The following is a 20609-nucleotide window of genomic DNA, read 5'->3' as shown; positions in this document are numbered from 1 at the left end:
TTACCCTCCTAAACTTGTTGCCCCTGCCGGTTCCCGCTGCGTTCTCAGCAAATAGGCGGCATACCGGACCGGATTAGAGGCGGCTGAGCGGGCGGTTTCTCCGCCGTCAATGCTCTGGAAGGCTGCTCTGCCGGGCTTGGAATTAACCTCCAGAATGTGGATGCGTCCATCCCGGCAAACGCCGAAATCGATGCCCAGCTCGGCCAGACGCCCATGCGACGATTCCAGAATAAGCGCAATTCGATGGGATAAAACGGACAGAGTTTTCATCAGCCTGCCGGACGCCCGGGCTGGAAACTGTTCCTTCAGAAAAGCTTCGGCCGCGCGGGCGGTGCCGCCGCCGTGGAGGTTCGATGTGACGCTCCCCGGACCGCCTGTGCGAACAACCATCCCGGTCAGCTTCCACAGGCCGCGTCCGTCTTTTTGCATAAGAGAACGGATATCGTAAGCCGTACCGTCCGTGGTAGTCAGCGGCAGATACTGCTGGAGCAAGTAACGGCGATTGCCTATGAAGCCGCGGACCCAGCCCAGCATCTCCTGCACCGTGCCGAAATCATGCCGCACCGGACGATTCGCCCGGTCGCGGCCGCGTACGCTCCAGGGATAATCCGAGCCGGGACTCCGGTAAACATGCAGGGCGCCTTTGCCGTGCATGCCCCCTTCGGGCTTTAGAAACGCGGCGCCGTAAAGCTCCAGCCACCGTTCAAGCCGGCGCATCGCAGTCAGGCGGCGGGTAAGCGGCAAATGCGGGGCAAGAGCCGGGTCGGCGGCCAGCAGGCGCTGGACGTCCCATTTGCCGCGGAGGCCTCCGCCCAGAAACCGGATGCCGGGCAGCCCGTGAAGCCGGTTCAGCTGCCGGCGGTAAAGCCGCTGCTCCGCGGCACTTGAGCAAAAGCAGCGGTCATAAAGGACGGCGGGAAGAGGGAAGGTGCCTTCTCTCCAGGCGGATTCCGCCGGATTGTACAGGAAGCCGTCCACCGTCTCGTACTCGAAAGAGATTCCATCGGGGCTGAACACGATGACCTCGATCCCTGCCGCCGCCCCATGCAGGCTCAGCCTCCGGAAAAAGGGCTCGGAATCTCCGGCGGGCGCTTCCTTGCCCGGTGAGGTCAAAACGCCAAGATACCGATTCGCTGCATGATCCACACGCCCCACCGCCTTCCTGGTTTACATAAAGCCGGCCAAATAAACGGCATATTCAAGGAGACGCCTGACGGAGGGCCGTGCAAGCGCTTCGTCGGACGCGGAGGGAAGAGAGAATTCCTCGCGGGAAGGCTTTGAGTTCACTTCCAGCAGTTTTACCCGGCCGGCCGCGTCCAGAGCCAGGTCCACGCCCAGCTCCCCGAACGTTCCCTTGACGTTGCTGCCGATAGCCTGAGCGACTGTCAGCGCCGTGCTTTTTAAAGTACGCTGGATGCTCCCTTTGCGTGAGGCCAAAGAAGACCCCGCCAGCGCTTCCTGCACGGCCGTCATCGTTCCGCCTCTCGCAAGGTTGGAGACGAAGTGCTGCTCGGCCGCGATCCGGGCCACGATGGAGCTCAGCACCCATTCTCCATCGCCGTCTCTTTGTACGAGGGCGCGGAAATCGACGGGGCGGCCGCCGATCGTCATCAGATCCAGACCTTCCTGGATCTGATAAGCCTGTGTCCGGATTTTTCCCGCCATATGGGAATAGGCTTCGAAAAGATCGGGATAGTGAAGCGCCACGGTTCCGCTGAGCGCGGAGAACCGGACTTCGCAGCTTCCGTCCTCCCGGACGTGCAGGCGGAAAATTCCTTTGCCGAGACTGCCTGAGGCCGGTTTTATAAAAAGGACAGGGTGCCGGCCTGACATGGCCTTCAGCATGTGATAGTTGGAGAAAGGATGAGACTCCGGCAGACAGTCCCGGAGAGAGGCTTCACCGCCCAGAGCGGAGAATACGGCGTTCTTATCCAGGTATTTATCGTTGAAAATGCGCGTCTGGTGACGCAGTTGAACGGCTTTGAGAAAATGCTGGACTTCGGGTTTGTTTTCGTATTTTCGTGAAGTCAGCCGGTTGTATATGACGTGCGGGACGGGGAAAACTCCTTTTCGCCATTCTCCGTCGAAATACAGGCCCGCCAGATCGGGAAAGGTGTGCATTTCTTCGGGAGAGAAAAAGAACAGGCTGACCCCGGCTTCCTCGCCCGCTTTGCCCAGTTCCCGGCAAAAAGCCGTCATGGAACCGAATGGCATTTCCTGAGACGGGTAAAGCCGGCTGAGCAGAACGCCGACGAGCGGACCCGCGTAAAGCGTGGCGGCGGAGGGCTGGTACACGAGCGAGAGCCTGCACCCGCCGCGGATGCCGAGCCGGCGCGCCAGCTCCGGATGCAGGCCAAGCTCTTCGCCGGGACTCGCGGCCGGCGCCGCAGCCGTCCGGACCAGCCCTTCGCAGGACGCGGAACCGAAGCGGAACTTGACGGTGCTGTCCGCGGCCAACCGGCACGCCCGGATCATCCCCGCGCTGAGCAGTACGGTCCGCTCGTCTTCGTAGAGGGCGGGATCGAGGCTGCGGACATGGACGATGCGGGTCATAGAAAAGCTCCTTCGCTTTGCGGTACCGGCGGTACCGTCGGCTGAAACTAAAGAATTACTCCATCATATGAGGACATATATCCCTTGGTGCAAGGGCGAATGTCAGGTTTCAGCCTGCTTTCGGAATGACTTGGCGGGGGAAGTACTAGGCGGAATGACCTGCGCGAAAGGGGGATTAGGGGAGAAGCTGAATTCCCTGCCGGCGGCTGGGAGAAGAAGCGGCACAGGATGACAAATATGGACAAAGTGTAAACAAAAGGATTGACGGGAGACTAAAGTCCTTGTAAGATGTAAGTAATTTCAAATTAGCTTCACCCCGACAACTACATACCCAAACTTTAACATGTTACCGAAAGGGCATTAGTTAAAGAAGTGATTTTGCTTCTTTGACTATGTCCTTTTTTTGTTGTTCCGGGGCCGCTAAGGAGGTGAGGAACTCCCGGTAAGAAGGCGTTGATTGACAAAGCATCAGGGGGACCGCTTCAGTTTGAAACCGATTACAAAAGAACCTTTAAGGAGTGTTTGTACACATGAAAAGAAACAAATGGCTCAACATGGGACTTTCTTTGATGATGGTATCCGCAATCGCGGCAGGATGCAGCAAGACAAGCACAACGACTACGCCGACAGCTACCCCGGGAGCGTCCTCTAACGCGGGCACGGGAGAAGCGGGCAAGAAACTGACCGGTGAGTTCGAAATCCAGTATTTTGTCGGCGGATACGGAGATACCTGGTGGAAAGCGGCAATCGACGAGTTTCAGAAAGCCAACCCGGATCTGAAAATCAAGCAGTCTGCGGGAGCCAAGATCAACGATCAGATGAAACCCCGCTGGATTCAAGGCAATCCGCCGGACGTGGTTTATATCGACGGCGCAGGCGCCAACGCGAGAACGATGTACCAGGACGGCCAGCTTATGGACATTACCGACTGGCTGAAAACCGCCAAGAACGCGGACGGCAAAAACATTATGGACCTGTTCATTTCCAAGCCGGAAGAATACGAAGCAGGCAAATACTACGACGTTCCGCTCGTATTCGGTTCTTGGGGAACGTTCTGGGACCGCGCCGAATTCAAGAAAAACAACTGGGAAGAGCCGAAGGACTGGGAAAGCTTCCTGGCTGTAGGCGACAAAATCAAAGCTTCCGGCAAGATGAGCGTCTACATTCACACCGGCGTGTACCCGTACTACATTAACGGCGCATTCCTGGATTCCGCAACCGTTGCGGCGAACAACTACGATACGTCCATCATCAAGAAAATCAACAACATGGAAGAAGGCGTATTCAAAAGCGAACCGGTTATGAAAGCGCTTGATAAGATCATTCAAATGCGTGATAAGGGCTTTATCGACAAGGGCTCCGTCGCTTTGAACCATACGGATTCCCAAACGCAGTTCCTGCAGCATAAAGCGGCCTTTATCCCGAACGGACTCTGGGTCGAGAACGAAATGAAGAAAGACGTCCCGCAGGGCTTCGAATTCGGATTTATTCCGTCCGTTACCCAGGAAAAAGGCGGCAAAAACGTAGCGATTCCGACTACGGCCACGATGGGTATCGCTAAAAAAGCGAAAAACCCGGAAGCGGCAAAAGCGTTCATCCAGTTTATTTTTACAGAGAAGCAGGCGGGAAAATGGGCGGAAGCGACAGGCGCTCTGCTTAACGTGAAAACGAACCTCGACAACACGTCCGCAAGCAACCTGGCCAAAACGGCCATCAAATCCTACAGCTCCCCGGAAACGGTCGTAGCACCGGAACCGGTTATTCCGGAAGACCTCAAAAAAGTGCGTAACGATTCCACGCTGGCTCTGACTCAAGGCACGATCACCAAAGAAGAGTGGGCGAAACGTATGGAAGACGAAGCAGCCAAGCAGCGCGCCAAATTGAAAAAATAAGCACCCATATCTCCGGAGTGATAATAAGGGAATGCGAATTCCCTTATTGTCGTTCCCAGGAAAGCGGAGGTTCACGCATGAAAGGAACACCTGTCACTAACCCGGCCGGAGCCATCGTGGCGAAAAAGCCGAAGAGCGGACGCTCCAAGGTAAGACGCAATCTGTTTATTGCATCTTTTATCCTTCCGACTCTGCTGCTCTATCTCGTATTCACCGTTTACCCGATGCTGAAAGGCATCTATCTCAGCTTGTTCGACTGGTCCGGCGGCTCCATGGATTACAATTTTATCGGGCTGGACAATTTTAAAGAAATGTTCAAGGACCCCATTATACCGAAGGCCCTGCTGAACGATTATTTTCTGGTTGCGGGCAAAGTGATCGGCTTTATGGTGCTTGCCCTGTTTTTTGCAGTCTCGCTTACCCGTCTCAAAATTAAAGGCTCCGGGTTCTACCGGGCTATTTTCTTCCTCCCGAACGTGATTTCCGTCGTAGTCGTCGGCGTGCTGTGGCGCTACGTCTACAACCCGAACCTGGGCTTTCTGAACTCTCTGATCGGTGCGATCAAAAAGGAGGATTTCATATTCCCTTGGCTGGGAGATGCGGCAACGGCGATGTGGGCGCTCCTTCCGCCTTCGATCTGGGCCGGCGTCGGTTTCTGTACCCTGCTTCTCATCGCGGGAATTTTGAGCATCCCGGACTCGCTGTACGAAGCCGCAGGGCTCGACGGCGCCACACAGTGGCAGCAGTTCTGGCACATTACGCTTCCGCTGACATGGGAGCAGATTCAAACCTCCGTCATCTGGATCGTGATGACTACGCTCAACGGCTCCTTTATCATCGTCTCGATTATGACAGAGGGCGGGCCGGACAATGCGACCCAGGTACTGGGCTCCTACTTGTACCAGCAGGGCTTCAGGCAGTATCACCTGAGCTATGCGGCCGCGATCGGCGTATTAACGCTCGTTGTATCTCTGGTAACGACGGTTGCCTTGCAGCGGATTATGAAAAGAGAACCGTTAGAAATTTCGTAGAGGGGTTATATGCATGAGTGATGGACTGAAAAACCCGTTTTGGCGCATAGTCGTCAACCTGCTTTTAATCGTGTGGGCGATCATGGTGCTTTACCCGCTCATCTGGACCGTACTCGGCTCCTTGAAGGATAACCAGCAGTTTTTCCAGGGTAAACCGTGGCATCTACCCACATTTCCGCTGTTGTTCTCCAACTTCAGTTACGTTTGGGATAAATACCAGTTCGGCGGCTATTTTATGAACTCGATCATTGTTACGGTTGTCAGTGTCTTGGCCGGTCTCGTGCTTTCCGCAATGACGGCGTACATACTGGCCAGGTTTGCTTTCAAGGGAAGCGGCGTCCTCTATTACGTGTATATCGCTTCGATGATGATCCCCATGTTCCTCGGGATGATTCCCTTGTTCTTCCTGATGAGCGATATGGGATTGACCAATTCCCTTCTTGGGCTTATCATCGTATACACAGTTTCTACCATTCCGTTCAGCGTGTTTGTCCTGGTCGGATTCTTCAAAACGCTGCCGTCTGAAATCGAGGAAGCGGCCATGATGGACGGCGCCTCTTACTACGGCATTTTCTTCCGCATTATGATGCCTCTCGCCAAGCCGGGACTCATTTCCGTCAGCATTATCAACGTGCTGAATACATGGAATGAATACATTCTCGGTGTCGTACTCAACAGCGAACCTTCCAAATACACTCTTCCTGTGGGCATTGCCGTTATGCAGGGGGAGATGCAGTACCGGACGGAATGGGGTCCGCTGTTTGCGGCGCTTCTCATTTCCATGGTGCCGGTCATGATTTTCTATCTCATTTTTCAGCGCCAAATTGCCAGCGGAATTACAGCGGGTGCGGTCAAATAACGGCCCGCCGCTTTTCTCCGCAACATGAAAAAAGGTGAGCAAACATGCTGCATACGCTTCAAAAAGTCGGCCGGTCTCTGATGATACCGATTGCCGTCCTGCCGGCCGCCGCAATTTTGCAGCGGCTCGGCGCTTTTACTTTCGAGGATCCTTTTCTGATCTTCATCTCCAAAATATTCAGCGCCGGCGGGCAGGCTATTGTGGATAACCTTCCTCTGCTGTTTGCGATCGGCATCGCGATCGGCATGACGTCCGGTCAAGGAGTGGCGGCGCTCGCCGCAACGGTGGGATACGTCGTATTTGTGAGAGCGCTTGCTATTTTTGAAAGCGTACCCGCGGAGCAGTCCATTCCCGGAGCCCATCTGGATATGGGCGTGCTCGGAGGAATGATGACGGGCCTTATCACCGTAATGCTGTTCAACCGGTTTCATAACATCAAGCTGCCGGATTATCTCATGTTTTTCGGAGGCCGGCGCTTTGTGCCGATCATTACCTCGCTCGTTATGGTCGTCATGGGCGGAATTATGGGACTGATCTGGCCGCCGGTTCAGGAGGTGATCCGGGATGCGGGTCTTTGGATCGTAGATGCCGGGGGAATCGGCGTATTTATGTACGGCTTTCTGAACCGGCTTCTCCTCGTTACGGGTCTTCACCATATTCTGAACAGTATTGTGTGGTTTCAGGTGGGGGAGTTCATGACGGCTCCCGGAACCTATGTTCATGGCGATATGACCCGTTACAACGCGGGCGATCCGAGCGCGGGCATGTTTATGAGCGGCTTTTTCCCGACGATGATATTCGGTCTGCCGGCGGCCGCCTTGGCCATGATCAAATGCGCGCTGCCGGAGAAACGGAACAAAGCGGCGGCCCTGCTTTACAGCGCCGCCCTTACCTCGATGCTCACCGGGGTGACGGAGCCGCTGGAATTTTCGTTTATGTTCGCGGCACCCCTACTTTACGGAGTCCATGCGGTACTGAACGGTCTGGCGATGCTGCTCATGCATCTGTTCAATATTAAGCTCGGTTTCAGTTTTTCAGGAGGAATTATCGATTTACTGTTGAATTGGAAATTAAAGGAATTTCCTTTTATGTTTCTGATCATCGGAGCGGTCTATTTTGTCGTCTATTACGGGTTGTTCCTGTTTCTCATTAAAGCCTTTAAACTGAAAACCCCGGGCAGGGAAGAAGATTTTCCCGGTCTGGCCGCGGCGATCGTCTCTTCGGCTCCGCCACCGGAGGAGGAACGGATTACGGCAATCGTAAACAGCGTAGGCGGCATCGACAATATCATCAAAGTGGATTCCTGCATTACCCGGCTGAGGCTGTGGCTTAAAGAAGCCGAGCATGTGGAGGAAGAAAAACTGAAGGAACTGGGTGCATTCGGAATTATGAACATGGGAAAGGGACACGTGCACGTTATTTTCGGAACGGACTCGGAACTGATTAAGGAATCCATTGCCAAACGCTTAGCTGCATAGATGGAGGAGAACCTTATGATTCAAAGAAAAATCATTCACGTGCTTTCCCATAATGTAGTCATGACGAAGCTTTCGACCGGCAAAAATTCAATTGCGTTCGGCAAAGGAATCGGATTCAAAAAGGTACCGGGCATGATTATACAGGACGCCGACATTTCGCAGGAATTTCTTCTGCATACCTCGGAAGTGCTGGAGCATTACGAGCATATTCTTCACGCCGTCGACGTCAAAATTATCGGGATTACGGAAGAAGTGATCGCTTACGCGCAGGGTCATCTGGAAGGGGAATTTTCCGAAACGATTCACGCCGCGCTTGTCGATCATATCAACTTTGCTGTGGAACGCTGCAAGCGGGGGGTTCATATTCTCAATCCGTTCGCATACGAGATCAAGCATTTGTATGAGGAAGAATACCGGATAGCCAGCAAGGCGATCGATTTCCTGAATCAGCATCTGGATGTAAAGCTGCCGGACGATGAAATCGCGTTTCTGGCGATGCATTTTCATACCGCCCGGACCAAGGTGGAGAAAGGCACGGCGCTTGCGGTGGTCAGGCTGGTCGCACAGGTAATCGAGAGAGCGAAGGAACTCGGCCTGGATTTCGATAATTCCTTCTCGACCGTCCGTTTTATTTCTCATTTAAAAGCGCTTATCGACCGGATTACGGAACAAAAAACGATACGGAATCCCCTGCTGGGTAAAATCTGCGAGGAATATCCTCTGGCGTTTCAAAAAGCGGTCCTTTTGGCGGAGCTGCTCAAAGCGAATCTGCAAAAACCGATTCCGATGGATGAGATCGGATTTCTGGCGCTTCACCTTGAACGGCAGATGCAGCGCTCGGGGATGGACTGAACGGTTCTCTGCTGCCGTAGGGAAAGCGGCGGGCTCCGGTCGGAAGCGGCACCCCGCATTTTCTCGACGGCAGCAATCGTGATAAGATCGGAATGAGGGGGGATGAATCATGACAGATTCCACATTCCGCGCTTTGCGGGTCGACAAGACCGGGCAGGGCTTTTCACTAGGGATACGTGAAATGACGACGGAGGAGCTGCCCGAAGGCGAGCTGCTGGTAAAGGTTGCCTACTCCGGCGTCAACTTTAAGGACGGGCTTGCCTCCACGCCGGAGAGCAAGACCGTCCGTTCTTATCCGATGGTACTCGGCATCGACTTGTCGGGTACCGTCGTCTCTTCGGCCGATCCGCGGTACAAGGAAGGGGACGAAATTCTCGTCACCGGCTACGCGCTCGGTACCGGACATTTCGGCGGATACAGCGAGCTGGCCCGGGTTCCGGCGGATTGGGCGGTGCCCGTACCGGACGGCCTGACGATGAGGGACGTCATGGCACTCGGCACCGCCGGCTTCACGGCCGCTCTCTCCATCCAGCGGCTGGAAGACAACGGCCTGCGTCCGGGCCAAGGTCCCGTGCTTGTCACGGGGGCAACCGGCGGCGTGGGCAGCACCGCCGTTTCCATGCTGGCGGGTCTCGGTTACGAGGTCGCCGCCAGCACGGGCAAAAGCTCCGAGCACGCGTACCTGCGCGGACTCGGAGCAAGCGAAGTGCTGCCGCGCGAAGCGCTTGCGGCAGAAGACGGCAAGCCGCTCCGCCGCGAGCAGTGGAGCGCGGCGGTAGACCCTGTGGGCGGGGCGTCGCTTCCGTACGTGCTCGGCACGGTACGGTACGGCGGCTCCGTCGCCCTCAGCGGGCTTACCGGAGGCGGGACGTTCCCCGCCACCGTGTACCCGTTCATCCTGCGCGGCGTGAACCTTCTGGGCATAGACTCCGTCTACTGTCCAGAAGGTTTGCGCAGGAAGCTGTGGGAGCGGCTTGCCGGCGACCTTAAGCCGCGCAGCCTGGGAGACATGATCCAGCGGGAGATCGCGCTGGAGGAGGTGCCTGCGGCGCTGGAGGACATCCTGGCGGGCCGCATGCGCGGCCGCGTCGTCGTGCGCCTGTAGCGTAAGCCAGACAGCGAACGCCAAAAAAGCCGTCAAACGCGGATACCCGCGGCTGACGGCTTTTTGTCCTGTTCGATGGCGCGCCGATCCCGTGCGGTGCGCTTATAAGCTCCGTTCCCCAAACGTGTTACTAGTTCCCCTACCGTGAAATTCACTGTCAGGCGCCGCCGCTCTTTTAGAGCCGGGCGTCTTTTTTACTGCCTTTCGTCGTGGACTTCCCGCTGCTTCCGTCAGCGGAAAATTCATCTCCATCAAACGTTTTCGAAGCGGATCGTTCTCTTACGAAAAGATGGCGGTAATCGACCCAGCCCTGACGGTCTATGCGGACGCCTCCGATCGAGGAATGAACCGCGACCCGGAACGTTTTTTTTAATAAAAAAAGCAAGGCTGTGTCTGCCAGAAGCATTTCCTCAATATTCAGGAGCTCCTCCGCCTGCCGTTCGAAGGAAGCTTCGCGCTGAATCTGTCCCACTGCGCTCTGTATGCGGCTTTGCAGCCCGGAGCTCATATGCCTGTAAATAAAGCTGGACGTTTGGATAAGATGCCCCAGAAAACCGAGCGGAGAGTCGGAAAGGGGCATGAACAAGCAGAGGTCGGCCTGATGAACATACTCCCGGTCGGTAAAAGCGGCGGGCTGCATCGTTTCCACTTCCACGTTAAGGCCGGCTTCCGATAGCTTCCCCGCTACCCATCGGGCGTCTTCGCCATGCTGGGCGTACGCAACCAGCCGCAGCGTCTCGCCGGCGTAACCCGAAGCCCTGATCAGCTCTTCCGCGGTCAAAGAAGACTCGTGACAACTTGCATCCCGGTCAAAATGTTCATGACGGCGGGAACCGTGACGAAGCAGAAAATCCCGCGTGATGCCCCGCGAGGGGCCGACCCGGTTATTTCCGAGCTCCCGGACCATGGCCTTACGGTCGATAAGCCGGTCGATGGCCTGACGGAGCGGCAGGCTCCGGCATGGTCCCCGTCTGGTGTTGAATGTGAGCACGGTGCTTCCGTCGAATACATGCTCCTCTTTGGTTTGAAAGCCCTGCTGCTCATACTCGTCCTCAGGCATCGGGACATCCCCGTGGGAGATGATGAGCTTATCCTCCCCTTTAGGGCGGTAAGCGGCAAGCTGTTCGGGCAAAATCCACATCTCGATCACATCCAGATGCGGACGAACGCCGTAATACCCGTCAAAGGCATGAAGCCGGCAGATGTATTTGTCATAAAACTCCATCCGGAAAGGTCCTGTACCTATAGGGGAGCGTCCAAAGAGGGAAGGATTATCCCGGGCCACATCTTCGGGTACGATAGAAGCCGCCGGGAACGTCAGGAAGAAAGGCAGCAGATGGTTGGGCCGCTTGAGTCCGATCCGCAGTATGTGCGGGGTTACGGGAAGAAGGAATGCCACGTCCCGCATTAGCCAGGACCAGCTTGAGTCTGTAGCGGGCTCGACAAGCCGCTCCAGCGTATATTTTACGTCTTCCGCATCCATTTCCCGGCCGTGATGGAAGTAAACTTTTTTGCGCAGATAAAAAGTCCACTCCGTTCCGTCCGCACTGCTTTCCCAATAATAGGCAAGCTGGGGCAGCAGGTTTCCCGTCGCGGAGTCGAGTTCCAGCAGCGTAGAGAACACATGGCTGATGAGATGACAGTCTACGGCATAGATGGCGTGGGCGGGATCAAGCGAAACCGGGGGCCGGAACAAGGGTAGCCGCAAGGTATCCTGGACGGCTCCCCCGGAGGCTGCGGAGTTGAAGCCGAAATACCCGGACATCCATTCAAGAAAACTGTCCTTAAGGGCATAGATGCGTCCATAGGTGTGGATAAGCTCGACGGCGGCTTTGAAGTCGCCTTTCCGGGTCAAGTCCATCGCCGTCCGGGAGATAAGCTCCGGCGCCGGAATCACGAAAGTAAGCAGCGAAGAACGCCCGCGTCCGCAGCCCGGCTGCCACAGTATCCAGTCCAAATGAGCCATCTTCTTAAGCAGCAGCTTCACGTTCCGTACGGTGCAGAACCAATGGCCGGCCAGCAGATCGAGCGTGATCGGAACGGGCTCGCCTTCGCGCGCTTGCGGCTGGCTGACGCGCAGCTGCAGATAATAATCGTAAAGCTGCATAAAGTCCGGTCTCCTTTTAGGTGTAAAAAAGGGGAAAATATTAAAGGTAATTATACTCTTTTTGTTCCTCTTATTCCATCTATAATCAAAGGTAGCCGGCCGCTTAACACAAAGAAAGGGGTTTGACGCATGTATCCACAACCGTATTATCTGGAAAAAGAAATGGAACAGCACAACCGGGACCTGGATCGCAGACTCCGGGACTATACCAAATTCGGACGTTTTCTCTGCTCGAAGCTCATGGGCAGTAAACACGGAACGAAGAACGCCAGTACAACCGCTAAATCCGCCGTATAAAACGTAATCATAAAGACCCTGAGACTGTCATAGGATGTAGTACAGGCGGCATGTCCCGAAGCTGCCGCGGGCAGCGGTTATAAGGCGGGATGTCTGAATGCCGTCACTTCAGGGGGAGCGTGAACAGCCGTGAAAGGTTTCAAGAACGTGATTTTTATGAGCCTCGCGCTTGGTATGCTGCTGTACTCCGTACCGCAGCTTGATATTGGGGGAGGCTTTACCCTGCCGACGGTGTTCGGTGCGCTTTGGATCTGTTTCGCCCTGCTGATCATCGCGGCACATCTGCACGAGCTGCTCGGTGTCGACGAGGAGACCCGGCAGGAGATCGTCCGCATCAAGCGGATGAAACGCTGGCGGATGGAGCAGCGGCTGCAGGGCAAGAAAATGCTGGGCCTGCGCAAGTAAGTCCGGGGATCACGGCAGATGCAGGGGCTCACGGACGCCGCAGAGCAGGGGCGCCGCGAACTTCCCAAGTGCTGCGCATATCGTGAGTGCCCCGGGATATCGCGAACGCCGCAAGTGCTCCGTACATCCTGAGGAATCAGGATATCGCGAACGCCGCAAGTGCTCCGTACATCCTGAGGAATCAGGATATCGCGAACGTCGCAAGTGCTCTGTACATCCTGAGGAATCAGGATATCGCGAACGTCGCAAGTGCTCTGTACATCCTGAGGAATCAGGATATCGCGAACGTCGCAAGTGCTCCGTACATCCGAGGAATCAGGATATCGCGGACACCGCGCAAGTGCTCCGTACATCATGAGCGCCGCAGGTATCTGGGACATTGCGCACGCATCGCGGGCGCCACTGGCATCGCGAACGACGCAGTCCCTCGTGAACATGCGGAGATAATAGTGAAGAAAAACCAGACGGACAGCGCCTTCCGCGCTTTTCGTTTGGTTTTTCTTCGTCTATAATAAACTTAACAGACTAATACAGCGAATCGGACGGGGGTAGTACAGTTGGATGAAACGGGAACAGAATCGTTAACGAAGCACGAACAGATTCTCCGCTATATCGAGAGCTTGAAGATCGGAAGCAAGATCAGCGTCCGCAAAATCGCCGATCAGCTCGAAGTGAGCGAAGGCACCGCATACCGGGCCATTAAAGAAGCGGAAAACCAGGGCCTCGTTTCCACGAAGGAACGGGTCGGCACGGTCAGGGTCGGCAAGCGGGAACGCCGCAATATCGATAAGCTGACCTTCGAAGAAGTCGTGAATATCGTGGACGGCGAAGTGCTTGGCGGAATGAACGGACTGGAGAAGACGCTGCACAAATTCGTGATCGGAGCGATGGAACTCGACGCGATGATGCGTTACGTGGAGGCGGGGTCCCTGCTTATCGTGGGCAACCGCGAGGAAGTGCACAGGCTGGCTTTGGAGCAGGGGTCCGGGGTCCTCATAACGGGCGGCTTCCATACAAGTCCGGAGATGACGAAGCTGGCGGATAAGCTGGAGCTTCCCATCATATCGAGCAGCTACGATTCCTTCACGGTGGCTTCGATGATTAACCGCGCCATCTATGACCGTCTCATCAAGAAAAAAATTCTTCTTGTCGAGGATATTTTGACGACGAATCCGCATGTCTTCGCCTTGAAAGCGAACAGCACGGTCAAGGAATGGAGCGCGCTGGTCGAAGAGACGGGGCACAGCCGGTTTCCCGTCACGGACGAGTGGAACCGCGTTATCGGGCTTGTGGCCCCGAAAGATATGCTGGGGGCCGATGCCGGCCAGACTGTCGACCGCCTGATGACGCGGAATCCGCTGACGGTCAGCCCGCAGACTTCCGTCGCTTCCGCCGCCCATATGATGGTGTGGGAAGGGATCGAGCTGCTGCCGGTAGTGGACGGTAACCGCAAAATGCTCGGCGTGATCAACCGCAACGATGTGCTCAAGGCGATGCAGTATATCCAGAAGCAGCCGCAGAACGGGGAGACGTTCGAGGATCTTATCTGGGGGAGATTCGAGGAGTTCCGGGACGAACAGGGGAACGTGGTGTTCCGCGGAACGATAACGCCCCAGATGACGAATCATCTGGGGACGGTTTCGGAAGGGGTCCTGACCACTCTCATGACGGAAGCGGCGTACCGCGTCGTACAGACCGTCAAGAAGGGGGACCTCGTGATGGATAACATGTCGACGTACTTTATCAAACCCGTGCAGATCGAAAGCGAGATCCAGATCCGGCCCAACATTCTGGAAGTGAGCCGCAAATTCGGCAAAATCGACGTGCAGATCTACCATGCGGGCACGCTGGTTTGCCGGGCGATGCTGACGGCCCAGTTTATCGACGGCGTCTGATCAGCGGGACATGCGGGAGAAGTACGAATAATTGCGGATTCCCGCAAACAGGTTAAACAGCCCGAGCAGCAGGCAGACGGTCCCGAATATACGGCGCACCGGCGTATCCGAGAGGAAGAACAGCTGCGTCACGGCAATAAGAATAAGCATCAGCCCCATGCAGATGTTCATCAGCGCGGCGTTGGTGCCTCTTTGTTTGGGATCGGTTTTCCGGCGGGAGCGGAAGCTGAAGACGACCGAGAACAGCAGGGTAATAAAAATAAGCACGGATAGTACGATTTGAACCGTTTCTAACATGTACGGAAAGCCCCCTACAGATGTTTTGCTTTAACTGTACCGATTTTCCCCGGAAAAAGCAACGAAGCCGGGGCCTCTGGGGCAACCGGCTGTCATGGGTAAAGAAGGAGTTCGGTTCTTTCTGTCGAATACAAATTTTAATTTAGCCTGAAGGCGCAAAACGGGTCAGTTGCTTATCTCTAGTTTCTGCTGCAGTTTCTCCCAGGAGGATTCCAGCTGCAGCCGTGGTACTTCCACAGTTTCGAACTTTTCGATCAGCGTATCTTTGAGAAGATCTTCAAAAAAGTTATCGAATTGGTACTGGGTCATAAATAACACTCCTAAGTTCTGGTCTATGGATAAAAATGTATACTTTTATATTATCTTTAAAACCTTACATTATCAGCGCAATTTTGTTTCGCAAGGATGCAAAATTATTTTCACTGATGCGCAACTAAAGAAGGATAATAATGGAAGAAATACAGTTTGATTTAAAGACACATATAGGAACTTATGTCTTAAAATAAATTCTGCTATGGCAGTTCGGTCTTTACCCGTGAACAACTGCGCAAACGGGTTTGCGCAGTTGTGCAGTCTAGTGCAGATGGACCATAAAAAAAGATTGCATATCAGCAGTGGGCTGATATGCAATCTTTTTGTTTTTTGCTATGATGTGGATAGGTTTACCACATCATATATCTAACTTCCGGTTTCTCGCTGGAAACCGCTTTTTGCAGTGATTCTACTTCAAGTTTGGACAAAGATGCGGAGGATACGGGAGCCGCTTTGGAACTTACAGCTTCTTTAACAGCTTGCTTCAGTTCACGGGACCATAGTACTGCCGTTTGCATGACAGACACCTCACTTTGAAATTAATATAAAACTTATTTCCTATATTACCTTAAAAACTTGAACTCGAAAAGGTGGATTTTATGAATTCCAAAAAAAAATGGATGATATTGTTTTTTATAGGCATCATCTTCCTTCAGTTTTGGTGTTTAAGGGTAGCTTACCGGTATCCGTACCTGGGTATTATCGTGGATCAGAACCCCAAGCAGGAATGGGTCATCACACAGCTGGAGCGGGTCAGCATCGGTTCCAAGATCGGCTTTAAGCCGGACGACAAGATCGTAAGCATAGACGGGAAAAGGCCGGAGGAGCATCTGACGGTCAAGAAATATTACAGTATCGAGCAGGCGGACGTCATTACCGTCCTTCGCGGTGATAAAGAACTGACCTTTACGACGCGAGATCATGCCACGTCCATGACGGTCGATATTTTGTCCCTGCTGGGCGAGATCATTGCTTTTGTTTTCGCGTTTCTGATTTACAGCCGGCTTTCCAAATCCCGGTCGGCCCTTATGCTGTCCGCCGTCTTTCTGAATATCGGGCTGATCTTTATGTGTCTGGGCGCATCGACCCGGACCGATATTCTGGCCAAGGGAATGACGACAAGTCTGGTAGCGTGCCTGCCCTTTCTGTTTCTGCAGTTTCTGATTATGTTCTTCCGGGAACGATCCAATTTCACATTCTCGACGCGCTACATGAAATACGTGTACGCCGCCATCGGATTCTCTTCTCTGCTGCAGCTCAGCATGTTTTTCCCGGAGGCGAACTTCAAGTTCTACAAAATCATTTATTACGGCACGATGAGTTTCTTCATAGCCGGCTTTATTATGAATATTTATTTGCTGGTCCATTTATACAAGAAATACAGAAAATCGAACGATTATTTATTTACCATTATTAAAACGATTATATTTTGCCTGGGCCTGTCTTTCTGTCCGCTGGCGTTCCTGAACTTTATCCCGAGGATTCTGTTTCAGACGGAACTGGCATTTTCTTATTACAGCGGCTGGTTCATTCTCTTCTTCCCCGTCACCTTCGGCTATCTCATTATGTCCAAGCAGCTTTACGACCTGGATATCATTTTGCGGCGGGTTTTCTACACAGCTGTGATCTCCGTACTGCCGAGCGCCGTGCTTGTAGCCGTCAATTATTTTATTTTCCAGAAAGACGCGACACTGAAGCATATGGTGATCAGTTTTACGACCACGATGGTCGTGCTGACGTTCGTCACCTACTCTCTGGAGTATTTCGCGACCCGGCTGGAGAAGATTATGTTTCCCAGGAAATATTACCTCCAGCAGGCACTCAAAAAAATCGCCGGAGCCCTCGGCAGCATTACGAATTTCCGCGAGCTCAGAGATATCGTATTGGTGGATATCGTGGACATTTTGCAAGTATACGGAGGGGCCATCGTCATTCAGTATGCGTCCGGAACCCTCGAAATCATCAGTGAGGGGAATATCGACGAGCAGGATGTGAAAAGGCGGTTCCTTACCGGCGACTGGTTCGACTCCGAATATACGCGAACGCTGATCAAAGGGCACGAGGAATATGTGAGCTATCTGGTTATGGCCAAAAAGAAGACCAATACGTTTATGAACCGGGAAGAAACCCAGTGGCTGAGTCTCATTATTTCGTACCTGTCGGTCAGCCTGGAGAACCTGTATCTGATCCGCAAGCTGAACATGAAACTTCTGGAGCTGGCCTCGGAGCTTCCCAACCAGGAAGGCAGCGAGGAATACGTCTGGTTCCGCAAGACCATGTTCGATCTGCAGGAGAAGGAGCGGACACGGATCGCGACCGATTTGCACGATACGACCATGCAGGATATTTTCTTCGTCCAACGGAAATTGAAAAATCTTCAGAAGCAGCTGCTTAATCCCGACGACCACCGGCAGCTTAAAGATATTTTGAACCACCTGGAACTGATCAATATGAATTTGCGGCAGTGCTGCTTCGAGCTGAATCCTTATCTGCTTAAAAATATCGGGCTTGTCCGTGCCCTGCAGAACCTCGTGGATACCGAATCGAGTCTCGGCGATTACGAAATTCAGTTCGTGACGGAAGGAAAGACGACGGCGATGGAGAATCTCGATTATGAGGCGAAACGCCATATTTTCCGCGTCATTCAGGAATTGATTACAAATGCGAAGAAACATTCGCAGGCCAGCCGGCTTTTCATCCGGCTTGTCGCAAGCGGAAGCGAGGTTAGCATTCACTACGAGGACGATGGAATCGGCTTTAAACCCAATTCGTCGTCGGGCAAGACAGTCGGCCGTTCCGGTATGGGCCTGGAGCAGATGAAAGGCCGGGTCCTGCATTTAAACGGGCAGTTTACGATGGAGTCCATGACGGGTAAAGGCGTTGAAGTGAGAATTCAGATCCCTATAAAGGAAGGCATACCGACATGAATAAAATACAACATATCCTAATAGTTGACGACCACCCCGCCATGGCATACGGCACGAAGTTTATTCTGGAGCAGGAGGAGAATATTCAAGTGGTCGGCGTCGCGACGACCGGGGAAATGGGCGTGGAAATGATGGTGAAGCTGAATCCGTCCATCATCTTTCTCGATTTTCATCTTCCCGATTTAACGGGCATGGAAGTCGCCGTCAAAATGAAGGAACTGAACAAGGACGTCCAGATCGTGATTTTCACAGGCATTGATTATATGCCGATTCTGAACAACCTTCTTGAGCTCGGCGTATGCGGCATCATGTCCAAAGACTCGAGCGAAGACCAGATCCGCAACATGATGCGGGCTCTGAAAGAGGGCCAGTCCGTCATTCCGATCTCCCTGCTGCACCAGATGAGGCTCAGCCATCCGGACGATGATTTGTCGAGCTTGACCGACGAGGAAATCAACATCATGAACCAGATCGTCAAAGGCGCCACCAATGAGCAGATTGCCGATGAGATTCATATGAGCAAACGCTCGGTGGACAACTACGTGCGCAAAATTTACGACAAGTTCGGGGTGAAATCCCGGGCTCAGGCTATCGAGAAATTTTTACAAATCAAGCGTTGACCAATCCCGAAAAGGCGGTGCAGCATGAAGGCTGAAGTTTGGAGCGATATTCAGGATCTTATTGAAACGTATTTTACCGTACCTTCCTTGAAAGAACTGCTGTTAAGAAGCGTGGCGGACAAAAAAGAAGAGCATTCTATCTGGGGAGAGCTCACCTGGAGCGTTCACGATCTGCTGGGCGGAAGCAATCCGGCTATTCACCGGACCGCCGCATTGACCGAGCTTATGCTGCTCGCGCTGGATATCATGGACGATATCCAGGATCAGGACAACACGGAGAAGCCGTGGATGACCGTGCCCCAGGAGCAGGCGCTGAACGTATACACGGGACTCGTGACGGCATCCGTCTCCGAACTGGGGGCTCTCCGCCGCCAATATCCGGCCGCTCCTCTGCCCGATCCCGCCAAAGTATGCGAATTTATTACGGAGGCGATTAACGGCCAGCACCTGGACGTGACGAATGCCGTACAGACGGAAGAGGACTACGTCGGAATGGTACAGCGCAAGTCCGGCACGCTGGTTCAACTGGCTCTGTACATGGGTTACGCCTGCACGGACGCGAACGCCGATGAGGATACCGTCGGCAAGCTGAACCGCCTGGCCGTCTATATGGGACTGATGGCCCAGCTCGACAACGATTTGAGCGACCTGCTCCGCTTCGATTACAAAAACGATCTCGTGCAGAAAAAGAAAACCATTCCGGTCCTGTTCCTTCTGGACGAGGAAGATACGGAATTCCCGGTCATCCAGCAGTATTACAAGGGTGAGATCGACCAGCCGCAATTTTTAAAGCATAAGCCGCAGTGCGTCCAGTATGTCGTGGACTCGGGCTGCATCGAATACACGCGTACGATTCAGAACTTGTATCTGCACCATGCGGACGAGCTGTTTGCCGAAATCCCGGCCGCTTCCGCGAACAAGGAAGCTTTCCGGGAGATCGCGCTGGCCCGTTTCGAGCTGTAACGCCCCCGGATTCAGCCCTTGCCGTCTATTTAAATAGGAAAGGCTAGTAAGAGCCGTTAAAGGCGTCATGATCGGGCACGATCGTCCCTTTATCGGGGAGAGCCTGCTTCTTGGGCTCGTCCGCCGTAATCCACACGGTCAGCTCCGACTGTACGAGCGCCATCGCTTTGACGTTGACGATGTAGTCTTTATCGATTACGCCGTAATACGTTTTGTTCGCGATGAGGCGTTCGTACAATTGGGGTGAATCCCGGATTTCCCCCAGCTTCTGTCCTTCGACGATTTTCAGATCCCTCTTGACCCGGTCTTCCAGCGCTTTCTGAACATGGCTTTCCAGCGGATGCTGAATATCATTGTACAAATGGACGGTCACACGCGTGATCAGTCCTTGTTTGTTTTTGAATTTATTCAGAGATTCGATATCCAGCTGAAGCCCGTTGTTTTCTTTTTTCAGATTCCAGTTTTCAATCACGAGCACGTTGTAGGTATGATGGTACAAGCTTAGAAATACGGCGCTGCCGACGACCCCTCCCGCTAAAAAAAGTCCGATACCCGCAAGGAAACGGGGGTAACGGTCGAAGCTGGGTATTTTCAAGACTGCCCGCCCCCCTTGCAGATCAGCTGGATGAGCGACGTGCCCATATGCGCCCCGATATAGGCGCTGATGATCAGCAGAATTTGCTTGAAGGCGGGGGAGAGCTGCCCGTCCTGGAAGTTGTCCTGGATCATCCGGATGGGATCGATCGTGCCTCCGATTGCGGCGACCATCGCCCAAATTTTAATATTCTCGGCGATAAGCAGCATCTTGTAAGTCGGGGGCTGAAGTGACAGAACCGAGCCGATTCCCGCAAGCATGCTGCCTCCCATGACGACGCCGAATGCTACGAAAAAATTGAGTATCGCGGAAGTGACAAAGGCCGTCACCTGATTCCCTTCTTTCTTTATTGGACTTCTGTGCGGTTTTGATAGGATCCCTTTGGTATAGTCTATGAAGCTCCGCGAGCGTTTATGATAGA

At 53.7% G+C, this 20609-nt stretch carries 19 protein-coding genes; 12 read left to right on the top strand and 7 right to left on the bottom strand.

Translation table 11 applies throughout. The features are described from left to right. Both C4S74_RS23390 and C4S74_RS23385 read right to left on the bottom strand, forming a co-directional pair. Window positions 1-1146 (bottom strand): YheC/YheD family protein, encoded by a 1146-nt coding sequence (locus C4S74_RS23390; protein WP_103997742.1) that lies wholly within the window; start codon window positions 1144-1146, stop codon window positions 1-3. A gap of 21 nt (window positions 1147-1167) precedes the next feature. Then, window positions 1168-2553, bottom strand: coding sequence for a YheC/YheD family protein (locus C4S74_RS23385; RefSeq protein WP_103997741.1), 1386 nt, complete (start codon window positions 2551-2553; stop codon window positions 1168-1170). A gap of 530 nt (window positions 2554-3083) precedes the next feature. Here C4S74_RS23385 and C4S74_RS23380 point away from each other — a divergent pair. From C4S74_RS23380 to C4S74_RS23355, 6 genes are all read left to right on the top strand, one after another. Then, complete coding sequence (locus tag C4S74_RS23380; RefSeq protein ID WP_103997740.1) at window positions 3084-4445, top strand: ABC transporter substrate-binding protein; 1362 nt, start codon at window positions 3084-3086, stop codon at window positions 4443-4445. A gap of 77 nt (window positions 4446-4522) precedes the next feature. Further along, window positions 4523-5476, top strand: coding sequence for a carbohydrate ABC transporter permease (locus C4S74_RS23375; protein ID WP_103997739.1), 954 nt, complete (start codon window positions 4523-4525; stop codon window positions 5474-5476). A gap of 13 nt (window positions 5477-5489) precedes the next feature. Then, complete coding sequence (locus tag C4S74_RS23370; protein WP_103997738.1) at window positions 5490-6335, top strand: carbohydrate ABC transporter permease; 846 nt, start codon at window positions 5490-5492, stop codon at window positions 6333-6335. Window positions 6336-6379: 44 nt separating this feature from the next. Continuing rightward, window positions 6380-7813 (top strand): PTS transporter subunit EIIC, encoded by a 1434-nt coding sequence (locus tag C4S74_RS23365; RefSeq protein WP_103997737.1) that lies wholly within the window; start codon window positions 6380-6382, stop codon window positions 7811-7813. A gap of 15 nt (window positions 7814-7828) precedes the next feature. After that, window positions 7829-8665 carry a PRD domain-containing protein gene (locus C4S74_RS23360; RefSeq protein ID WP_103997736.1) on the top strand — a complete coding sequence of 279 codons (837 nt, stop codon included), beginning with the start codon at window positions 7829-7831 and terminating at the stop codon, window positions 8663-8665. Window positions 8666-8774: 109 nt separating this feature from the next. Beyond that, window positions 8775-9770, top strand: coding sequence for an acryloyl-CoA reductase (locus C4S74_RS23355; protein WP_103997735.1), 996 nt, complete (start codon window positions 8775-8777; stop codon window positions 9768-9770). A 175-nt stretch (window positions 9771-9945) separates the two neighbouring features. On the opposite strand, the gene C4S74_RS23350 is transcribed toward C4S74_RS23355, so the two are convergent. Beyond that, complete coding sequence (locus tag C4S74_RS23350; protein WP_103997734.1) at window positions 9946-11877, bottom strand: ABC transporter substrate-binding protein; 1932 nt, start codon at window positions 11875-11877, stop codon at window positions 9946-9948. A gap of 129 nt (window positions 11878-12006) precedes the next feature. Here C4S74_RS23350 and C4S74_RS26730 point away from each other — a divergent pair, with 129 nt between their 5' ends. From C4S74_RS26730 to C4S74_RS23335, 3 genes are all read left to right on the top strand, one after another. Beyond that, entirely contained in the window at window positions 12007-12174 is a 168-nt protein-coding gene (locus C4S74_RS26730; protein ID WP_181024522.1) for a hypothetical protein, read from the top strand. Window positions 12175-12303: 129 nt separating this feature from the next. Then, window positions 12304-12579 carry a hypothetical protein gene (locus C4S74_RS23345; RefSeq protein WP_103997733.1) on the top strand — a complete coding sequence of 92 codons (276 nt, stop codon included), beginning with the start codon at window positions 12304-12306 and terminating at the stop codon, window positions 12577-12579. A 557-nt stretch (window positions 12580-13136) separates the two neighbouring features. Continuing rightward, the gene (locus C4S74_RS23335; RefSeq protein ID WP_103997731.1) at window positions 13137-14474 is read left to right on the top strand and encodes a DRTGG domain-containing protein; all 1338 of its coding nucleotides are present in this window, start codon (window positions 13137-13139) and stop codon (window positions 14472-14474) included. On the opposite strand, the gene C4S74_RS23330 is transcribed toward C4S74_RS23335, so the two are convergent. Together C4S74_RS23330 and C4S74_RS26725 are read right to left on the bottom strand one after the other, a co-directional pair. Beyond that, the gene (locus C4S74_RS23330; RefSeq protein WP_103997730.1) at window positions 14475-14771 is read right to left on the bottom strand and encodes a YtpI family protein; all 297 of its coding nucleotides are present in this window, start codon (window positions 14769-14771) and stop codon (window positions 14475-14477) included. Window positions 14772-14936: 165 nt separating this feature from the next. Beyond that, on the bottom strand, window positions 14937-15080 hold the full coding sequence (locus C4S74_RS26725; protein ID WP_009674608.1) for a hypothetical protein: 144 nt from the start codon (window positions 15078-15080) through the stop codon (window positions 14937-14939). A 602-nt stretch (window positions 15081-15682) separates the two neighbouring features. On the opposite strand from C4S74_RS26725, the gene C4S74_RS23325 reads away from it, so the two are divergent. The 3 genes from C4S74_RS23325 to C4S74_RS23315 are packed head-to-tail and all read left to right on the top strand — an operon-like array spanning window position 15683 to window position 19593. Then, window positions 15683-18010, top strand: coding sequence for an ATP-binding protein (locus tag C4S74_RS23325; protein WP_103997729.1), 2328 nt, complete (start codon window positions 15683-15685; stop codon window positions 18008-18010). Beyond that, window positions 18007-18630 carry a response regulator transcription factor gene (locus C4S74_RS23320; RefSeq protein WP_103997728.1) on the top strand — a complete coding sequence of 208 codons (624 nt, stop codon included), beginning with the start codon at window positions 18007-18009 and terminating at the stop codon, window positions 18628-18630. Before C4S74_RS23325 ends, C4S74_RS23320 begins: the two co-directional genes overlap by 4 nt. A gap of 24 nt (window positions 18631-18654) precedes the next feature. Beyond that, window positions 18655-19593, top strand: a complete 939-nt coding sequence (locus C4S74_RS23315) for a polyprenyl synthetase family protein (RefSeq protein WP_103997727.1) — start codon at window positions 18655-18657, stop codon at window positions 19591-19593. 43 nt (window positions 19594-19636) lie between these two features. On the opposite strand, the gene C4S74_RS23310 is transcribed toward C4S74_RS23315, so the two are convergent. Further along, on the bottom strand, window positions 19637-20188 hold the full coding sequence (locus tag C4S74_RS23310) for a hypothetical protein (RefSeq protein ID WP_103997726.1): 552 nt from the start codon (window positions 20186-20188) through the stop codon (window positions 19637-19639). Then, the gene (locus tag C4S74_RS23305; protein ID WP_103997725.1) at window positions 20185-20517 is read right to left on the bottom strand and encodes a YtrH family sporulation protein; all 333 of its coding nucleotides are present in this window, start codon (window positions 20515-20517) and stop codon (window positions 20185-20187) included. The genes C4S74_RS23310 and C4S74_RS23305 overlap by 4 nt, the downstream gene beginning before the upstream one ends. Window positions 20518-20609 lie beyond the last annotated feature (92 nt).

It is taken from the genome of Paenibacillus sp. UNC499MF (assembly GCF_900107975.1).
GTDB lineage: Bacteria > Bacillota > Bacilli > Paenibacillales > NBRC-103111 > Paenibacillus_F.
This window is presented reverse-complemented; position numbering and strand designations above follow the sequence as displayed.